The sequence below is a fragment of the Acanthopleuribacter pedis genome (assembly GCF_017377855.1).
Lineage (GTDB): Bacteria > Acidobacteriota > Holophagae > Acanthopleuribacterales > Acanthopleuribacteraceae > Acanthopleuribacter > Acanthopleuribacter pedis.
This window is the reverse complement of sequence record NZ_JAFREP010000016.1, coordinates 174,994-194,109: the sequence shown is the minus strand read 5'-3', so window position 1 is coordinate 194,109 and position 19,116 is coordinate 174,994. Positions and strand designations below refer to the sequence as shown.

The following is a 19,116-nucleotide window of genomic DNA, read 5'->3' as shown; positions in this document are numbered from 1 at the left end:
CCCACCACCAACGAAGGGATCCTTGTGAAACCACCGCGTACGCCGCAAGAAGAGAAACAACTCGACCTCATTTTCGCCGCCCTTGCCGACCGCACCCGCCGCGCCATCTTGTCGGCCTTGTGCAGCGGCACCCGCACCGTCTCCGAGCTGGCGGAACCGCACCAAATGTCCCTGCCGGCGATCTCCAAACATCTCAAAATCCTGGAACGGGCCGGCCTGGTTCACAAGGAAAAAGAAGGGCGCATTTTCCGCTGTGACCTGCGCCCGGAAGCACTCACGCCGGCGGGTGACATGATCACCTTCTACCAAAAGTTCTGGGAATCCCGTTTCGACGCCCTCGCCGACTACCTGGCCAAAACCCAAGAGGAAAACCCACCGTCAATGCCGGATAACGATTCGTAGGGTTCCGTTCCAGCACCCTTTTTCTAACTACGCAAAGGTTGCCGGCCAATGCTTAAAGCCGCTCAAATGAAGAGCATCCCACAAACAATTCAAATCCAACACCTTATATAAGAAGCATTAAGAACCCATGTTTTTTTCCTTATAAGTTTGATTTCTTTTCTAAAAAAACCTAAATTTGACACATGTTCCAATCCCCTATCCTAACGGGGACCTCCTAATTCCCTATGCAATTCTTGCGCCTTTTCCTAGCACAAGACTTGCCCACGGAAAGGTGACCATGAATTTACAAGTCACGCTAAGCGATGAAGAGAAGTCAGATCTCCAAGAAATCAAGTCGAACTCCAGCAACCGCTCCAATGCTGAGATTGTTCGCAAAGCGCTAAAGCTTTTCCTCTTCATCGAAAAAGAGATGGCAAGCGGAAAAATCATCATCACCGCCAACCCCGACGGCAGCGATCCGCACAAGCTGGTCATTCTTTAAGCGCTTTTAATCCAGCTCAATGGTCAGCTTTCGACTATTCTTGTAGATCACCACTTTGTTTTCGTGACCCGACAGAACCAGATGGACGACATGGTCTTTTTTAAGACCTTCACTCAGACGTTTTTCTTCCTCAGGCGATAACGGCTTCTTCTGAATTTCTTCTTCATTGCCCATTACCCATCCTTCACGTACACAAATCCACGGGGGTCATCTTTCTACAAACTTCAACTTTTCAATTCTTTTTGCAAGCTCGCGCAAATGAACAAACGACACCACCAGTTGTTATCTACTGCTTGATCAGGGATTTACCTAAGTATATTTTTATTAAAACTCAATGCAAAATCTAATTACTTTCCAATATACTATTTACACAACCAACCATTAAACCTATTTCGGCAAGGCTTGCCTCCAAGCTTCCGGCGCTTTGCCTCGTACTCACAAGGCTTTCAGTTCTTGTGACGAACCCTTGTGAAAAATACGGGCTAGAAAAAAACACCCTAGTTAACGGTTTCCGCGACCCCGGCGCGCTCTTGGTGCCATTCTAAAAATGCAGCGGCGGTGAGCGCACGCAACACAAACAACACATCACCAAAGCCGGCCTGATCGCCGGCCAAACGCGGTAGCGCCGCACCGACGCGCGGCCAATCAATCCACCCGGCGGTGACCTCCAACCGCGCATAACGTTGGTAGGCGGCACAGAGTTCCTCGTAAATCGAGCGACAGTAACTCAAAAGGTGGGGCGATTGGCGCCCGCGCTTTTGCCGCTGCACAATTTCGGCGGGCAGCAGTTCCGCCATGGCCTCGCGCACCAGCAAGCGCTTGCGGCCGGCCCGTTGATGGTACGACAGCGGCAAGCGCAAACAAAAATTGACCAAGTCCACATCGGCGCTGGGATCACAAAACGCGGCCCCCTGTTGATAAGCCAGAGGGGCCCACACGGTCGACACATTGGCGGCGTAAAGGCGCAGCCCGTACCAAACCCATTCGGGATCGTAGACACCCCAATCCCTGGCGGCCAATTTCATCTGATCGCGGTAACGGTTTTCCAGGTCGACGCGTCGCGCCAAATCGGGATCGACGGCGGAAAAACCCAGCGGCGAAAACACCTGGCCGTGCTTGACCCGCCGAAACCATTGCCTGGCCCGGTGCGGCATCAGCGGCCACACCAGTTCCGACTTTAACCAAGCCCGCCGCGAACCGATCCGGTTGCGGTACTCGCCCCACAAGGCACCCCAGCGCCGCTGGAACACCAAATCCGGCACATAACCCTGGCCGTCGAAGGTCATGGCCAAGTTGCCGAGTTGACCGACCATCACCGTGCCCGCGCCGGCGGTTTGCGCCCGTTGTAGAAGGGCCGCCATCCACGGCCGGTTGTTGGGCGTGTGCGGTGGCAGCGGCACCGCTTCAAAATAAGCGTCGAGGCCTGCAAATGGGTGCAACCGTTCCGTCACTTCACAGTGTAAATCCAAGCGCGGATAACGGTTTTTTAAGGCGGTTACATAGCGGCGCTCCTCCGGTTCCCAACCCGGCGCATCGCGGTAGCGAAAGGTTTCCGGCGGCACGCTGCACAAACCCAAGACAGGCCGATCACTGGAGGCCAGTGCCGCGGCGGTGATCGCGGTGGAATCAAGGCCGCCACTGAGAAAAACCGCGGTGACACCTGCCGGATCAAGCCGCGTAACCACCGCACGCTGCAATAACTCGCGAAAGGCCTCGTGCGCTTCCTCGCGGGTAAGCGGGTTCAACGGCTCGCGATTCGGTTCCCAATACACCCGCGTCTGCACCCTTCCTTCCTCAAAAATCTTGACCTCGGCCGCGCCGAGCCGGCGCACGTCCCGATAAAAAGTCTGGTCGCCGGGCGGCAGCAACAGCGCCAAATGATCGGCAAAAAAGGCCTCGTCCAACGCCCAGGTCACACCGGGCAACGCAAACAAGGGTTGGGGTTGAAACGCAACGGCGACCAAGTCGGTCGTTTCGACCACATAGAGTTGATGCAAACCGAGCCGATCACGGGCCAAAATCAACCGCCGCCGCGCGGGGTCCCAAAGGATCAGAGCAAACTCGCCGGCAAGATGTTCGACAAAGGACGGGCCCCAGCGGCGGTAAGCGGCGGCAACCAAACCCATCGCCGAGGTGGTTTCAGGGAGCCGGCAAGCGGCCGACAAATCGGCGCGCCGGGTCGGCAACAGTGAACCAAGCACGACCACACCGGCATCGTCTTGGAAGGCATCGATGCGTCCGACCGGGTTCAGTGCGGCGGCAAAGTCACCCTCGTGGAATGAGGTCGTGGCGGGAACAGCCGACCCTGCCAGCATCAAGCGCAGCAAATGATCGGCCCGGTAATCGGCCTTTTTGGCTAAAACGCCGACAAACATAACGCCGCTCGGTGAGATCCTAAGAAGAGATTCGATTTCACGGCACCAACCCATCCTCGCCACGCACCGGTGTGCGCTTCTCCAAAATACCGACGGAAACGGCTTCTTCAAGAAAAGTGATGCCGTCACGCCGCCACAACTCGGGTTCAAGTTCATATTCGGCAGCCAAAAGTCGGTACAGTTCCGCGGGCGTTTGGGGTTCCGCCAGCAACTCCCAGAGACGGGTGCCGACCGCCTCCGTGCCGTAATACATCCCTTGACGGGTATCAAAGAAAAACAATTGTTGGCCGTTTTGCGTCCATACCGCCGCGTCGGCACGCATCAGTAAGGTATAGTCGCTAAGGCCGGGCTCAGTCATAGTCCCTCAGATTCCGCGAAACGCCGCTCGGCAACTGCCACCCGAGCAAAAACCGGCGGAAGCGGCCGTCAAAACTTCATGGGCGTTGGGTTCAACCGGAAACCTGCCGGTGGCGTAGGTGGTACCGGTTCATGGTTGCGGGCTAGCTCGTTAGCGAACTGTCAAAGACCGAGGGACCGAGGGTTGTGGCGGTATTTTTAACCGGTTCGCGAATCAGCACCGGTTTAACCCAGGGCTTTTTGCCGGAATTCGCCGATGTGGCTCGATTCGTCGGGGTCCGATCCGGGCTCGGTTGGGTGGGAAAGTCCATCAAACAACTCCTCAATTACCACGGCGGTTCCGGGACCACGACCATGGTGGTTTCGTTTCCATAGGTTGGTTTTTCGTGATTGGGTTTCGGAATTTTACCACAACACCTACAATTTAGTAGCACCCTGATATTCAGTTCCCCCAAAAAATACCGCATATTACTAATTATCCTCGAGTACTACAAGTCACCCCGGGTTTCACGAATCAAAGCCGTTCTTCAATCCAAGCCCACACCCTCACCGCCATCAAGCAATTCATAGAATTCGAGCCTTCGCCCAAAATCAGCCGACTCACCACCATTGACGCGTCCCCGTGAATCGGTTAGTTTCAGCGCACGATCCAACCATGATTTGTTTTTTTGGAGGCAGTCGCTCGCCTATGGCGCTTCCTTTTTCCCAAGCACCCTGGACCCTCGTTTGTACCGCGCTTTGGTCGGGCTGGTTTCTCGTTTCGCTCGCGGCGCAACTTTTCCCACGGCACCGGATGATCCGTGCCCTGCGCCGCCGCGACCCCTTCGGTCTGATTCCCGGTTTCCGTTTTTTTAGCGAAACCGAATCCATTATTCGCATCCAGGTGAGCCACGATCCCGAGGGCCGCCACTGGCAAACCCTCCCCGCCTACAACAGCTTCAGTTGGTGGACCCCACTTTGGAACAGCGCGAGTCGCCGCGATCACCTGGTGACCGCCTACGTGGTGGGCCTCATTGAACTCGCCGAAAAGGTACCGGTTACCGAACACCACGAACGGGCCCTGCTCTGGACGCCCTACGCGGCCTTGTCTGCTTTTTGCCGAGAACAGGCGGCGCGGCAGGGCGCGACCCAAGTCCGTTTTCGCCTGCAGCGCGCCCCGGTGAATGCCGCCAATCCATCCTTTACCGTGGTTTTTTGTTCTCCATCCCTTTCGGTCCGGGAAACGCGCTAATGGACGCGACGACGGCACTCCAATGGACAACCTGGCTGGGCGCCTTGTCCACCATCCAAGTCGCCCTCGGCTGGCTGTCCCAGGCAAAGCTGTTTCGGGAACCCGGCTTGTTGGCCTGGTCGGTCCTGCGCTTGCGCGCGGCCAAACGACGGCGACCGCGTCTCACGGAAGCGGTAACCCCGCTGGTCGGCTACCACGGTGTGCTCGTTCAGTTAGCGCTGCGGGTCATCCTTGCCGGATTCACGATGTGGCCTTCCCTGCCGGCCGCCGCGAGCGCCCTGGCTTGCACGGCCTTGTTTTGCCTTACCCTGCTGTGGAAATGGCGCCAGGATCCCTTCGCGGTCAACGGCAACGACCAAATGCACATGCTGTTATGGGGTAGCCTCGCCCTGGTCCATCTCGGTACCTGGTGGTTTCCCGACGAAAAGGTTTCCCACCTTTGTCTGTGGTTCCTTACGGCGATGGTGTTGCTTTCTTACGCAACGGGCGGCCTAGCCAAGGTGGTCGACGCAAACTGGCGCGGCGGCAAGGTGTTCGGCCAACTTCACGAGGTAGGCGTTTTGCGTGATCTCGCCGCGACGCGCGGCCTGTGCCAGGCGCCGTGGTGCCACGTGGCGGCCTGGACGGTGATCGCTTTTGAGCTGGTCGCGCCCTTGGTACTGTTCCTACCGCCAAACGTTGTGGTGGCGGTTCTGTGCGGGCTGCTCCTGTTCCACGTGGTCAACGCGTGGCTGTTGGCGATTCAGGATTTCACCTTGGCGTGGCTCACCTTTTTCCCGGCGGTGTATTACACGGCGAATTCATTCTGAGCGACACTGTGTAAAAAACACACTTTTCACTTGCATCCGGCAACACAATGACCTAGATTGCGGTTGTGTCAAAACGACACTTACGCCGCTTTTCGCGGTGATCCCATCTTTGAACCGCGCCATGAAAACAGGCATTCGGCTGAACCCGCCGTTGAAACGGTTATCAGAGCACAGGAGCCCGCCTGTGTTGTGACAACCCGTTCCGCGGCACCCTCGCCTGCCGCGCTTTGCACCTCGCGGTTCACCTGACAAAGGAAAAACCATGTCTTTTAATGCAAAACGGACCAGCAAGTTTCTCTCCCTGGTGCTCCGCCACCAACCGCAAACCCTGAACCTCACCCTGGACGACAACGGCTGGGTCGCGGTGGACACCTTGCTCGAACATTGGGCGCGTTACGGACGCCAAGCCCCCACCCTTGACCAACTCCACCGGGTTGTCGCCGACAACGACAAACAACGCTTCGCCTTTAGCGAGGACGGCACGCGGATTCGCGCCAACCAAGGCCATTCCGTCAAGGTCGACCTCAAGCTTGAACCCCAACAGCCGCCGGCCCGACTGTTCCACGGCACCGCTACCCGCAACGTGGCCGGCATCCTCCGGGACGGCATCCAACGGGCCAAACGCCACCACGTGCATCTGTCTCCGGATCGGCGCACCGCCGACGCGGTCGGGCGGCGTCATGGCAAACTCGCCATGCTCGTGGTGGACAGCGCCGCCATGGCCGCCGACGGCTACACCTTCTTTTGTTCGGCCAACGGCGTCTGGCTGACCGACGAGGTGCCCAGCCGGTACCTTCAACGCGAGGACGAAACCCCGTAGCGACACTTATTCCGACAAAACCGGGGCGGTTTCGCCGAGTTCCTCGCGCAGGGTCAGGCCGGCTTTGAGCCATTCCACTTGGTGAACGCGGTGAACCGCCACCGCGGGAAAAGGCAGCAGGAGCGAAGCCATCGCCGTCACCGCGTCGCGCCATTCCAGCGAGGCGGCGCTTTTGTCCATGTCGCGATGAAACAGATCGCGGATCCAGGATTTGCGGCTAATGCCCATCAACAGGGGCCGCCCCAAAGCGTCGGCCATGGACGGCGCGGCACGCAACAAGGCAAGGTTGTGCGCCAACTTTTTGCCAAACCCGATGCCGGGATCGTACAACACCCGCCGCGACGCCACCCCGGCCTCGGTCAGTTCATCACGCACCTTACCCAAGGAATCGGTGACCTCGGCCACCACATCGTCGTAATGAACCGCTTGCTGCATGACCGCCGGGCGCGCCCGCATGTGCATGGCGACATAACCCACGTCGTACCGCTGCAACAGCCCTTTCATCGAGGCAACATCCAAGCTGGCGGAAACCCCGTTGACAATCGAAGCGCCGGCGGCCACCGCGGCCTCGGCCACGGCCGCTTTTTGGGTATCGACGGAAATAGGCACCGCGAAACGATCCGCCAGGCGTTCGATCACCGGCACCACCCGCGCGATTTCCTCCGCCGCGGGGACCGCTTCAGCACCGGGCCGGGTACTTTCACCGCCGACATCCAAAATATCGGCGCCCTCGGCCACGAGGCGTTCGGCCCGCGCACAGGCCCGTTCGGGATCGGGATAACCGTCGGAAAAGCTGTCGGGCGTCGCATTGATGATCGCCATCAAAAGCGGTCCACGCGTTAAGTCCAACCGAAAAGAACCGCAGCACCATTCCATCACGTACCTCCCCGGATTGAAGCCGGTTTCTCCCGCAAAAGCGATTGTGTCGTGCATCTTGGCATAACCCCGTTGCGGGAGCAAGCGCGGCCCCTCGGGGCAACCGCCGGATATGCAAGTGAAATTAAATGAATAGGAAATAATACCGAAGAATAGTGTAAGGTCATTAGTGAGACACATCTATCAACCGCATATTCCCCGAAAGGACCGTGGCATAGCTCAGCCACGGCGTGGGAATCAACGGTCGCTCGGCACCGAAGACAGGCTTCATCACCGCGCGTTCGGTGCCCGAATCCAGGACGGACAACCCATCCCAGGCACCCAAACCACGGGAGGCGCCTCGTTGGAAAAAATTTTACTGGTCGAAGACAGCCGCGTGATCGCAAGAATGTTGGCGCACCGCATCGTCAAAAAGCTTGGTTATGAAGTTGAGATCGCCCCGTCAATGGCTGAGGCCGCCAAGTTACTCGAAAGTCAAGAGGGTCAGTATTTTGCCGCCTTGCTTGACCTCCAGCTTCCCGACGCACCCAACGGTGAAGTCGTTCCGATGGTCAAAGCGAAACAGATCCCGGTTGTGATCTTTACCGGCCAAGACAACGAGCTTGTTCGAGACCGCTACATCGAGATGGGGGTCGTCGATTACCTCCTCAAGAAAAACCTCCACGAGGTGGATTACCTCGTCAGGTTGTTGATTCGGCTCAAACGAAATCCCGCCATCGGCGTGTTGGTGATCGATGACTCCGCCGCGGCACGGCGCATTATCTGCGATCACCTCAACATTCTGCAGTTCCAGGTATTTGAATGTGACAATGCCGGGGCCGCGACAGGCATACTTTCCAAAAACCGCCAAATCCGCCTGGTCATCGTGGATTACATCTTGCCCGACGGCAACGGCGGCGATCTCTGTGCACAACTGCGCAAAACCTATGCGCGCCAGGATCTCGTCATCATTGGGATTTCCGGCCAGTCGGAAGGCAAGAACTCGGCGCGTTTTCTCAAAAGCGGCGCCAACGATTTTTTGCAAAAACCCTTCACCAGTGAAGAATTCCAGTGTCGCTTGATTCAAAACATTGAAATGTGGGAGACCACCCAGGAAATCCAGGAAAACGCCAACCGTGACTACCTGACCTCGCTCTACAACCGCCGATTCTTCTACCGTTCGGTTCAAAAATGGTACGCCAATTGTGCGCGCCGCCATTTCAGCTTAACCCTGGCCATGATCGATGTGGACTTCTTCAAAAAGGTCAACGACCGCTACGGCCACGAGGCAGGCGACCAAGTACTGCGCGGCATTGCCCAAATTTTGGAAGCGTTCTTTCGTGAAAGCGATATCATCGCGCGTTTCGGCGGCGAAGAATTTTGCATCGCCTGTGTGAACTTGGCCCCAAACCAAGCCTTCACCCTTTTCGACAAGCTGCGCAAAAAAGTACAAGACACGCCGATCCCCAGCGAACAGGGCAACCTGCACGTGAGTGTCAGCATCGGGGTCTGCACCTTCCTGGGACCCGACCTAACATCGATGATTCAAGAAGCCGACCAGCAGCTTTATCAAGCCAAGGGCAACGGCCGCAACCGCGTTTGCATGGCCCAAAACAACCCCTTCCCGGAACATTTACAAGCCGCGGCCGAGGCAAGTGACGAAGGGGACGCGCCCCTACCCAGCGATCACTTTATGGGTGAAGGTATTTGATCGAAAGGGTTTTGACCCAAAGCTAATCAGCGCACGCCGGCCCTGTAGCCCGCATTTCTCACAAGGGTTCGTCGCGAGAAGCTGAAAGCCTTGTGATTACGAAGGTTACGACCGAGAGACGGCATAAGGGTCCGACCTATCGGGGTCCGACCTATCGGGGTCCGACCATTCGGGGACCGACCATTCGGGGTTCGACCTATCGGGGTCCGACCTATCGGGGTCCGACCATTCGGGGTCCGACCATTCGGGGTCCGACCTATCGGGGTCCGACCATTCGGCGTAGCAGCTGAGGCGAAGGCGGCTCAACGGAGTAATGCGGGAGGCCGCCCCGCGGAAGGCCGCCCCCTCGGAATCGCATGATTTGCCCCGTAGCAGAATCCCTTGTGAGAAATGCGGGCTAAACCCGCGAAAGCAGATCCGCCTGTGAAAATCTCACCGGTCAGACCAATTAATTACCGGCGACGGCCCTACTTCTTGTTAAAGTACGGCATTGAAAATGAGGAACCACTCAAAAGAGGTACAGGCGAGAGGTCGGTCTTTAACCGTTAGGTCATACGCGCGCCGCTAGGGCTGCGTTTATGATGGGGAGAGGCCCCGGCGACCCGGTCCTAGGTGATACAGCCCTGTCCTCCGCGCGCCACCCGCGTTTTTCGTGCAACCCGTCCCTTGAGCCGGCGGGATTGCCTTGAATTAGAACCAAGGAGCCTTCCATGTCTCGCGATGACCACCGTTCCGAACCGAGCCGGAACCCCCACGCGATGAACCGTCGCCAGTTTGTGAAATTAACCACACAGGGCATGCTCACCGTCGGTCTGCTAACGGCCTGCAGCGACGATGACGACGATACCCCGACCACACCCGATCCCGACCCGCCCAGCCCACCGGAGGGCGTGGTCAGCCCCGAATCGTTTCCGCAATCGGTGGCGACCGGCGATCCCCGCCAAGACAGCGTCATTTTTTGGACACGGGCCGTCAATGCGGCCGCGCCGACCGAGGCGGTGCCACTGACCTTGTTGGTCGCCATGGACGCCGAACTCACCAACATCATCGCCGAAATCGAATTGGAAGCGATGCCGGAATTCGACCATGTGGCCAAGTTGAAATTGGGCGCGTTAAGCCCCGGCACCACCTATTACTACCGTTTCCAATTTGACAACGGCACCGACACCTTGGCCTCGCGCACCGGCCGCACCAAAACGGCGCCCGCCCCGGAAGACAACGCTGACGTCAAATTCGCCTTTATGTCTTGCCAGGATTACCGCGGCCGTTGGTACAACACCTTGCAGTACCTGTCGACCATCGGCGATGTGGATTTTGTGGTGCACCTGGGTGATTACATCTACGAAACCACCGGCCAGTTCGATGCGCCCGACGACCTGGGCGGCCGTGTGATCAGCTTCAGCGAACCCCAAACCGCGATTCCCGTGGACGCATCGACCTTGGCAGCCCGTTCGATTAGCAACTACCGCGACCTTTACAAGACCTACCGCGCCGACCCCGCGCTCCAAGCAGTGCACGAGCAATTCCCGATGATTTGTATTTGGGACGACCACGAATTCAGCAACGATTCCTGGGGTGTGACCGGTACCTACTTCAACGCTGTTTTGGATGAAAGCGATGTGGACCGCAAGCGTAATTCGGAACGGGTTTGGGCCGAATACATGCCCGCCGATTATGGTCTCAACGGGGACGGCGAATTGATCGTCGGCGACGAAGCCTTGTACCCCAATACCCGCATCTACCGTGACTTCCAGTTTGGCAGCAACCTGCACCTACTGGTCACCGACTACCGCACCTACCGTCCCGACCACATCATTCCCGAGGACGCGTTCCCCGGCACCGTGGTTGCCGACCAAGCAACTTTGACCGGTGTCTTTGCGGCGCAAGGTGTTCCTTTCGAAGCCGTCGCGCAAAACTTCTTCCCTTATGTCAACATCGACGATCCCAATTTGGCACCCTACAAGCAAGTGCTGACCGGCGTGCTGATCCAGCAGTTGATCGGCGGCGGCTTGGGTGAGGCGGAAGCGCAGCAACGCGCCGTCGGCACCATTCAGGGCAACATCGCAACCTTCGTCGCCAACGCCATGCTGACCGCCTTCAACGAGGTTTCCCCACAACCGCTGCCCTTGATTCAGGAAGAAGGCCTGCCGGTTGGTTTCGCCTATTTCATGCTGGGCAAAGCGGACTTCTTCTCGCCTTCCGGCTTGGGTTCTCGCTATTTCGTGGTCAAGTCCGCCTTTGATTTGTACGCCGGTTTATTGTTCCAATTAACCCAAGGTCAGAGCGAAAACGTCTGGGGCGCGGACCAAGAAAACTGGTTACTGGGCCGACTGAGCCAATCCACAACCACGTGGCGCGTGATCGGCAATTCAACCTCAATGACATCGATGAACCTCGACCTTTCGACCATCGATTTCCTGCCCGACCAGTTCCGCCAAAACTTCTATCTAAACATTGACCAGTGGGACGGCTGTCCCAACAAACGCGCGACCTTCCTGGGCACCTTGGCCGCGGGTGGTATCGGCAACACGGTGATGATCGCGGGCGACATTCACAACGCCCACGCGGCCAACCACGGCAACGGTGTGTTCGAGTTCACCGCGGCCGGAATTTCCTCATCCTCCTTTAAAAGCTTTATGCGTTCCGTGGTTCAAGGTCCGCCCTTTGACGCGATTCCCGGTGCCGCTGTTTTCGTCGAAAACATGGAAGCCTTAATGATCGATGCCAGCCCGGTCATCAATGAGGAAACGGGCGAGAAACAAATGCGTTACACCCGTTCCGGCGTCAATGGTTTCAGCGTGATCGAGGTCAACGACACCGATTTGACCAACACCTTCTACCATTTGGACGAGGCCGAGGTGTTCACCAACCAATACGCGGACGATACCCTGCCCGCCAAGTTCCAAACCAAACAGTTCCGCGCCATCGGCACGGACCTGGAAGAGATCTTCTAAGCAAAAGGCGGCTCCGTTCGCGCGGTGCCGCCTTTTCGCTTGAACCAGAGCTAGCCGGCGGGGACGAAGTTGCCGTGGAAGCCCAGTGGGAAGTGGGTGCCGAGCCACAGGCGGGCCTGGCGTTTGAGCGATGCGGCGTCGCGGATGTCGAAGAAGTTTTCGTTGCGCCGGCCGTCGTAACCCTGGAGCAACAGCCAGCCGTCGTTTTCCGCTCCTTTCGCGGCGCGCGGGACGAAAACCGCTTCCTCCAAGGCTTGGTGGGGTTGGTAGGCCTCGGTTTTGACGGCACCGCGATGCAAATCAATAGCATGAAGGCGACCGGCCAGCATGTGGTTGACGGCGTGGTCGCCGCATCCGTATAAGTACCTGGTGTCGCCGGCGACACGGCGGTCGTCGAAACGCGGAAACTCGAAACCGCGTGTGATGATGTCGCGGCGCGTCACGCCTTTGTTGACGAGGTCGAGCCGCAGGCGCATCAACTGGTTTTGGGTGTATTCCGGCAAACGATTCTTGGCGGCGCTGTAAAGCAATTTCATGACGGAATCATCCGGGGTGGCAATGCTGTCCATCACAATGCTTCCGTCCACCTCACGGGCGTTGCCGTTGTGGAACACCATGCCGGGTTGGTCCTCGATCCAGATGGGTTCACCGGTGCCGTCGCGACGCAGGACCAGGTACTTAACCGGTGTTTTTTCAGCAAAGGTCAGGGTTTCAGCGATGCAGCTCGCGCTACCTTGGAACAGCTTGGCAATGTCGATGTACAGCGGGGGCACACTGAACACCATGTACTGATCGGTCAGCGAGAAATCGTGGATCATGGCGTAGTATGGCAGCGGCACGCGGTGTAATTCCTTCAAGCGCCCGTCGGTTTCCATGCGGAACGCGACCAGCGCCAAAGGATCCCCCTGATAAATACCAAATGCGAAACCTTCGCCGCTGCGATGGTCAAATTTGGGGTGGGCGGTGAACGAGGCCATCCGTGGCAAAGTGCCTTTGAAACGCCATTCGCCCTGGACCGCAAGGGTTTGGGGATCCACGGCGATGGGCGCGCCGCCTTCACTCAACGCCAAAAGTCTGCCGTCGTGGTGCATGACATTGACGTTCGGCACGTTCTTGAAAGCGGGCGGATCGGCGTACGGGTCCTCGGGCATGGGCGCGGCGGTGCCGAACTCGTGGTACAGCATTTTTTGGGCTTTTTGTTCGGCGATCCGTTCCCGGGTGGCCAGGTAATCGGCGTGGTGGGTGCAGTGACCGTTTTCGAAGTGGAAGGCGCTGAGAAAGGCGTCGCCGTCAAAGTAATGGCGCAGTGGTTTGCCGAACTTGTTATTGAGGCCGGGCGCAACGCGGTAGACGCTGCCGTTTAATGCCTTGGGAATGGAACCCTCTATCTGGGTGATCCGCTTGCGACCGACACGGCCGGCGTTTTGGCGGGTCGCCTTGTGGAGCCGCGCGGCGTCGCCGGTTTGGTTTTTTGCGGCAAACCCGGCCGGCGCCAAACCGAGGGCGGCGAGCCCGGCACCCAACGAAAGAAACTGACGACGATTCAAAGAGACGGACGATTTCATGATTCCCTCCTGGAACGACCGGGTTAACCGTTCAACTCGGCGAGTCGTTTTGCAGCGGCACGGTGTTTGGGATTCTCGGCCAAGGTTTTTTCGAAAGCTTCGCGCGCTTCTTTGGTTTGGCCGGCTTTTTGGTGGGCCACGCCGATCCAGTACCAGGCGTTGGCGGGCGGCGGGCCGACGGCGAAGGGTTTTTGATCGCGCAAGTAGCGCTGCAAACCCGCGATCCCGGCGGCAAGGTCGCGCTCCCCGTGAATTTGCGCCACGGCACGGGCGAACACCAACCGCATGGCGTCGGGATGGGCGGCGAGCTTGTTCTCGGTAAAGGCCAGCGCGGCATCGATTTGTTCGGCACGGCGCAGGTATTGGGCGTAACCAAAGGCGAAGGCGATGTTGTCGGGGTCCAGCGAGACCAAGCGCTCGTGAAGCGGCTGAGCCTCGGCCGATTTCTTGTCGGCCCGCAGGAATTGCAATTGGGCAAGCAACCCATAGGCTTCACTCACCTCGGCCAACTTGGCCGCCTCGGCCTCGGCTTTGGCGCGGCTGCCCCCGGCAATGGCGGGTGCATTCAACAAAAACAGCGTTTTGTACAAGCGCGGTTCGGGATCCTTGGGATCCAATTCAATGGCTTTGTCCAGGGCCTTCAAAAAGCGACCGGTATTGGTCATGGCGAACATGGTTTCGCTGGAAATCCGGCGCAGCAAAGCTTTGGCGTATTGGGTGTGGTACCTGCTAACACCGGCATCCAAACCCACGGCCTCGCGGGCGGCGCCAATGGCTTGCTTGGCAAGTCCCATCTTAAGCAAGGCCTGGCTGCGCAGGAACAAAACACGAGCGGGCTCGTGGTCTTTCTCGACCTTGCTTAAAGCCTGGAGCGCGGCCTGGGGATCATAAATGATTTGATCCTCAATCGCCTGCCAAGCGGTGTCCTCGGCTTGCGCCACCAACCCGAACCAGGCGGTCCACACCAAAACCAAGGGCAGCATCCAAGCAAATCCTTTTACATGAAACACGGGTCACCTCCTGAAACCGCCGTGCGCGGCATCGTCCGTTCTGTTACCCCTAAAGATAGGTTCTGAAAGGCGATGGGTCAGTAGGCCGACGGTCACGAAAAGGTCACGAACGGAACTAGGAAAAAAGTCCTAGTCCATAGACCAGATCATGCTGGTGACGACGCAGGAGGCGCAAACACCGACCATAAACGCTGGCTACAAAGTCAAAAAAGCGCATTTCGCACACAATTAGAGGCGTCATTGGGGCATTTGTTTAAATTGAGATTGAATTTCAATTTACACCTAGCTACAATCGACCGCGTCGCGACCCATCCCGCTTCCGGCCCCTCGCTCCCCTCCCTCTCGGCCGCAAGCCAGACGCAAGAAGGCACCATGACCCACTTTCAGCGCGCCCTTTGGCTCGCCTGTTTCTTGATTCCCCTGTCACTCACGGCCCAAACAGCGAACCCCACCACCGACGACCAAGGCACCACGGTTGAAGAGAACCTAACGGTCTGGGCGACGGAGGTTCGCATTTCCTCCGTCAAATTCGACGACCAAGTGGTGGCGATCAAACAACCCGACCATATCAGTGACCTGTTGCGCACCGTGCCAGGCGTGGATGTCGGCGGCGCACACTCGCTGAACCAGCGCATCACCATTCGCAGCTTGGGCGACCGCGACCTACACATCGCCATCGACGGCGCCCAACAGAATTCCTACATGTACCACCATATGGGCAACTTGCAGATCCACGCCGACATCCTTAAGGCGGTGGACATTGAAGTCGGCGCGGGTTCGGTTATTCACGGCGGCCTGGGCGGTTCGGTTCAGATGGAAACCAAAGACGCCGCCGACTTGCTGAAACCCGGCCAGTCCTTCGGTGCACGGGTTCAAACCCACCTCGCCGATAACGAACGGGCGGGCGCCACCGCGGCGGCCTACGGCCGCGGCCAACAGGGATTCGATTTCCTCGCCTACTATCACTATGTGGACCGCGACAATTTCAGCGTCGGCGGCGATACCATTCGCAACGCGGCAGGCGAAACCGTGCCCGGTACAGACGGCACGGTGCGCGGCCTAGCCGGTGAGCTCGGCAACGCCTTGTTTAAGTTCGGCTGGGAACCCTCCCCCGAACAGCGCTTCGAGGTTTCGTTCGAGCAGTACCGTGACGAAGGCGATTACAGCTATCGGCCCGACATGGGTTTGGCGACCGATATCGCCATCGCCGACAACCTCGGCCTGCCGCTGGTTTATCCCACCGAGTTTTCCCGCGATACCATCGCGCTGAACCATCAGTTGGTGGTCGGCGACAACACCCGTATTGAATCAACGCTGTACCGCAACCAAAGCGAACTGGTGCGTGATGAGTCCGGGGTGGCCGCGGTATTCGGCGGCGCGACGGATGTTCGCGGCGAAGCCCTTAACACGGGTTTGCGGATCACCGCCCGCACGGCACTTGAGGGCGCGATCAACCACAACCTCACCTACGGGGTGAGCCACAACCAATACGATACGGCATACCGCACCGACGCCGACGAACGGTCGGATGAGGAACTGACCCAAACCAGCCTGTTTGTAGAAGACCGGATTGAATTTCAAAACGGAATGGCCTTGGTCCCCGGCTTGCGCTACGACCACGCGGATGTGGGCGCAACCTTGGTCGACGAAGGTTTCGACGGGGTTTCCGCCGCCATCGCCTTCCACCACCAAGTCAACGAGGCCTTCGCCTGGCGTCTCAGCGGCACCCAGGTGTTCAAAGCACCGGAAATCGGCGAGGTGTTTGTCGGCGCCGGCTTGTACGAAACGGCCAACAACGAAATCGACGCCGAAACAGGGCTCAACACGGAAATCGGCTTTAATTACACCACCAGCCTTGGCGAAAGCACCGGCTTTACGGTGGGTTTGACCCTGTTCCAAACCACCCTTAGCGACTACATCTACGACTACGCCCCCAACCCCGTCGGCCGATACTGGAAAGACAACATCGGCGATATGCGATTGGACGGCGGCGAATTCACGCTTGGTTTCCAGACCAAAATCTGGGACGCCTTGCTTTCCTTCGATACCGCGCAAAGCGACCTGGACGCCTTCGACAGCTACGCCGAATTGGACGGGGTCCGACTCGACCGTACCCAGGGCGATACCATCGCATTGGAACTGGGTGTTCTGGTGCCGAATACCGCGCTCAAACTGCACTGGGACAGCCTTTATGTGGCCGGTGTCGACGCGGCGCCTGACCTGGACGGCCCCACCCTCGACAACAGCAAAAAGGCCTACGCGGTCCACAATCTTTCAGGACGTTGGTCGCCCAAAAACCTGCCGGGATTGGCGTTAACCCTCGGGATTGACAATGTATTTGATCGATTCTACGCATCGCAATCGTCGCGGACCGGCGTCTCCTTCCACCCGCGTTTTGGGGAACTCTATTTGCAAGACTACGAGCCGGGGCGCAATATCAAAGCCACCTTGGCTTATTCGTTTTAACCATGATCGGCAGCACCCCGCGTTCGCAAATGCAGGACCTCGGTCGCCGAGCAAAGCGCAAGCCGAGTGCCGTTTGGGATTGGACCAAAACGGCGCTTTGGCGGCGCATCTTCGCCTGGTGCCGTTGGCTGCATGTGCTGATCTCGACCTTGGCATTGACGCTGCTGCTGTTTTTCTGCGTGACGGGGATCTTGCTGAACCACCTCGACTGGTTCGAAAGCCGCGGCCACCATTGGCGGGAAGAACACAGCTTGCCGGCGAAAACCGCGCTCGCCCTGCGCGCCATGCCGGATACACCACCGCCCGGTCTGCTTGCCTTTATCGAGGCACGCACCGGGCTGGTGGAACCGCGCACCATTTCGTTAGACCGTGATCTGGGCGAATGGACCTTTGATTACGCGGTGCCGGCGGGTTATGCCTTTGCCACGGTTTTTATCGAGGACGGCTTGGTAGAAGTCGAGTTCCAACAGGGCACGGTGATCGCAATCCTCAACGATTTGCACAAAGGGCGGCACAGCGGCCCGGTTTGGTCGTGGGTGATCGACCTCTCCGCCTTGATCATCGGCTTTTCGGCGCTCACGGGTCTGGTGATCCTGTTTCAGCAAGCCAAGTGGCGCGTCACCGGATTGTGGTTGGTTGTGGCGGGGACCCTGCTTCCGGTGTTGATTTACGTTTTGTGGGTGCCCTCGGTCGGCGCCTAATTTCCAAGGAGATGTCACAATGACAGGCCTTTTTTGCTTTTTCCTGTGCTGGGCCGGACCGGCCGCCATGCCAACCGCCACCATGCACATCGAGTTGCCCAAACTGGATGTAAGTCCTTATTTCCGCCCCTACGTCGCGATCTGGTTGGAAAGCCCGGACCGCCAGGGCGTTCACACGATTGAGGTTTGGTACGAAGAAGACACCTGGCTAAAAGATATGCGCCAGTGGTGGCGCAAGTTGGGCCGCGCCGACAGCGCCCGTTACGACGGCGTCACGGGTGCAACCCGCAAGGCGGGCACGCACCGCATCACCTGGGATGGTCGCGACGCGGACGGTAAAGCGGTCCCGCCCGGTGACTATTTCCTCAATTTTGAAGCGGCCCGCGAGGAAGGCGGCCGCGAGTTCATGCGCCAAAAAATAACCATCGGCGGCGCATCACAACACTACCAGCTCGAAGGAAAAAACGAGTTGGGCAAGATCCAGATTCATATTCACGGAGCCAAATCATGAACCTTGTATCCCGCATGAGCCTGCTGTTCCTCGCCTTAACCACCTGTGTCGGGTTCGCACACGACCGTTTTATCGTGCCGAGCCACACGATTCTGTCGGGTGAAAAAACCAAAAGCGTTTCGCTCACGGCCAGCATTTCCAATGACGTGTTCCACCCCGACCGACCCCTCGGCGATAACGGCAAGGGCTGGGTTCCGCCCAGCCTCAAAGCTTATTTCGACCGTATGGAAACCACGGTGATTCTGCCGGACGGTAGCAAAGACCCAAGTTTTGCGCTGCAGTCGTTCCGCCGGTTTTCCGCCGGTGACTTGGAACTCAAGCAGGACGGAACCTACCGCATCAGCCTGGTTCACGACGAGGCGCCGATGGTGACCTTCACCAAAGCCGACGGTTCCTTCGGCCGGGCATTCGGAAAAGAGGCGCGGGTTCCCGAGGGCGCCACCAAGGTGGTGCGCAAAACGACGGCGTCACGGGTAGAAACCTTCGTCACCCGCAACAACGCCAACCGCGCGGCGATCCAACCCACCGGCCACCTGCTGGAACTGGCGGGAAGCGCTCATCCCAACGACCTGTTCGTCGGGGAAGCGGTTTCCTTCCAACTTTTCCACGCGGGCAAACCCTTGGCCAAGCCGGCCGAGGTGGTGTTGGTGCGCGGCGGTACGCGACACCGCAACCAACGCGACAAAATCGAAGCAACAACGGACGCGACCGGCACCTTCGAGGTGGTGTTTCCAGAGGCGGGTTTCTACCTGCTCCAAACGGAAGTGATGGTCCCCGGTCGCCCGGGTTCCGGCATGCAGGAACACTGGTACAGCCTCTTCGTCACCCTGGAAGTTTTTCCCATGTAGCAACGACCCCTTAGGCAAAG

17 protein-coding genes and 1 pseudogene are annotated in these 19,116 nt (G+C 58.4%); 12 read left to right on the top strand and 6 right to left on the bottom strand.

Translation table 11 applies throughout. From position 1 onward, the window contains the following. Positions 1-24 precede the first annotated feature (24 nt). Positions 25-402 carry a metalloregulator ArsR/SmtB family transcription factor gene (locus J3U88_RS17645; protein WP_207860254.1) on the top strand — a complete coding sequence of 126 codons (378 nt, stop codon included), beginning with the start codon at positions 25-27 and terminating at the stop codon, positions 400-402. A gap of 277 nt (positions 403-679) precedes the next feature. Further along, on the top strand, positions 680-883 hold the full coding sequence (locus tag J3U88_RS17640; protein WP_207860253.1) for a hypothetical protein: 204 nt from the start codon (positions 680-682) through the stop codon (positions 881-883). Between the two features lie 6 nt (positions 884-889). On the opposite strand, the gene J3U88_RS17635 is transcribed toward J3U88_RS17640, so the two are convergent. The 3 genes from J3U88_RS17635 to J3U88_RS17625 all read right to left on the bottom strand — a co-directional run bounded on the left by J3U88_RS17635 (position 890) and on the right by J3U88_RS17625 (position 3,616). Further along, positions 890-1,057 carry a hypothetical protein gene (locus tag J3U88_RS17635; protein WP_207860252.1) on the bottom strand — a complete coding sequence of 56 codons (168 nt, stop codon included), beginning with the start codon at positions 1,055-1,057 and terminating at the stop codon, positions 890-892. 323 nt (positions 1,058-1,380) lie between these two features. Then, positions 1,381-3,258 (bottom strand): asparagine synthase-related protein, encoded by a 1,878-nt coding sequence (locus J3U88_RS17630; protein ID WP_207860251.1) that lies wholly within the window; start codon positions 3,256-3,258, stop codon positions 1,381-1,383. A 37-nt stretch (positions 3,259-3,295) separates the two neighbouring features. Continuing rightward, positions 3,296-3,616 carry a PqqD family protein gene (locus J3U88_RS17625; RefSeq protein ID WP_207860250.1) on the bottom strand — a complete coding sequence of 107 codons (321 nt, stop codon included), beginning with the start codon at positions 3,614-3,616 and terminating at the stop codon, positions 3,296-3,298. A 687-nt stretch (positions 3,617-4,303) separates the two neighbouring features. Here J3U88_RS17625 and J3U88_RS17620 point away from each other — a divergent pair. The 3 genes from J3U88_RS17620 (at position 4,304) to J3U88_RS17610 (ending at position 6,475) form a co-directional block, all read left to right on the top strand. Continuing rightward, on the top strand, positions 4,304-4,846 hold the full coding sequence (locus J3U88_RS17620) for a hypothetical protein (protein ID WP_207860249.1): 543 nt from the start codon (positions 4,304-4,306) through the stop codon (positions 4,844-4,846). Beyond that, the gene (locus J3U88_RS17615) at positions 4,846-5,655 is read left to right on the top strand and encodes a hypothetical protein (RefSeq protein ID WP_207860248.1); all 810 of its coding nucleotides are present in this window, start codon (positions 4,846-4,848) and stop codon (positions 5,653-5,655) included. Before J3U88_RS17620 ends, J3U88_RS17615 begins: the two co-directional genes overlap by 1 nt. A gap of 262 nt (positions 5,656-5,917) precedes the next feature. Then, a complete protein-coding gene (locus tag J3U88_RS17610) occupies positions 5,918-6,475 on the top strand; it encodes an RNA 2'-phosphotransferase (RefSeq protein WP_207860247.1) in 558 nt (185 codons plus the stop codon). A 6-nt stretch (positions 6,476-6,481) separates the two neighbouring features. On the opposite strand, the gene folP is transcribed toward J3U88_RS17610, so the two are convergent. Beyond that, entirely contained in the window at positions 6,482-7,351 is an 870-nt protein-coding gene (folP, locus tag J3U88_RS17605; protein WP_207860246.1) for a dihydropteroate synthase, read from the bottom strand. Positions 7,352-7,694: 343 nt separating this feature from the next. Between folP and J3U88_RS17600 the strand changes: the two genes are divergently transcribed. The 3 genes and pseudogenes from J3U88_RS17600 to J3U88_RS17590 all read left to right on the top strand — a co-directional run bounded on the left by J3U88_RS17600 (position 7,695) and on the right by J3U88_RS17590 (position 11,995). Beyond that, on the top strand, positions 7,695-9,041 hold the full coding sequence (locus tag J3U88_RS17600) for a GGDEF domain-containing response regulator (RefSeq protein WP_207860245.1): 1,347 nt from the start codon (positions 7,695-7,697) through the stop codon (positions 9,039-9,041). Between the two features lie 142 nt (positions 9,042-9,183). After that, positions 9,184-9,324, top strand: a pseudogene (locus J3U88_RS35345) (pentapeptide repeat-containing protein); the annotation flags it as partial. Positions 9,325-9,751: 427 nt separating this feature from the next. Beyond that, positions 9,752-11,995: an alkaline phosphatase D family protein gene (locus J3U88_RS17590; RefSeq protein ID WP_207860244.1), complete on the top strand. Its 2,244-nt coding sequence runs from the start codon at positions 9,752-9,754 to the stop codon at positions 11,993-11,995. Positions 11,996-12,045: 50 nt separating this feature from the next. On the opposite strand, the gene J3U88_RS17585 is transcribed toward J3U88_RS17590, so the two are convergent. Then, the gene (locus tag J3U88_RS17585; RefSeq protein ID WP_207860243.1) at positions 12,046-13,560 is read right to left on the bottom strand and encodes a carotenoid oxygenase family protein; all 1,515 of its coding nucleotides are present in this window, start codon (positions 13,558-13,560) and stop codon (positions 12,046-12,048) included. 23 nt (positions 13,561-13,583) lie between these two features. Next, on the bottom strand, positions 13,584-14,570 hold the full coding sequence (locus J3U88_RS35050; RefSeq protein ID WP_207860242.1) for a tetratricopeptide repeat protein: 987 nt from the start codon (positions 14,568-14,570) through the stop codon (positions 13,584-13,586). 372 nt (positions 14,571-14,942) lie between these two features. Here J3U88_RS35050 and J3U88_RS17575 point away from each other — a divergent pair, with 372 nt between their 5' ends. Genes J3U88_RS17575 through J3U88_RS17560 form a run of 4 tightly spaced genes read left to right on the top strand, consistent with a single transcriptional unit; the run spans position 14,943 to position 19,096 of the window. Then, positions 14,943-17,036, top strand: coding sequence for a TonB-dependent receptor domain-containing protein (locus J3U88_RS17575; protein ID WP_207860241.1), 2,094 nt, complete (start codon positions 14,943-14,945; stop codon positions 17,034-17,036). A 2-nt stretch (positions 17,037-17,038) separates the two neighbouring features. Continuing rightward, positions 17,039-17,737, top strand: coding sequence for a PepSY-associated TM helix domain-containing protein (locus tag J3U88_RS17570; RefSeq protein ID WP_207860240.1), 699 nt, complete (start codon positions 17,039-17,041; stop codon positions 17,735-17,737). Positions 17,738-17,756: 19 nt separating this feature from the next. Then, entirely contained in the window at positions 17,757-18,248 is a 492-nt protein-coding gene (locus J3U88_RS17565; protein WP_207860239.1) for a DUF2271 domain-containing protein, read from the top strand. Beyond that, the gene (locus tag J3U88_RS17560) at positions 18,245-19,096 is read left to right on the top strand and encodes a DUF4198 domain-containing protein (RefSeq protein ID WP_207860238.1); all 852 of its coding nucleotides are present in this window, start codon (positions 18,245-18,247) and stop codon (positions 19,094-19,096) included. The genes J3U88_RS17565 and J3U88_RS17560 overlap by 4 nt, the downstream gene beginning before the upstream one ends. Positions 19,097-19,116: the final 20 nt, after the last annotated feature.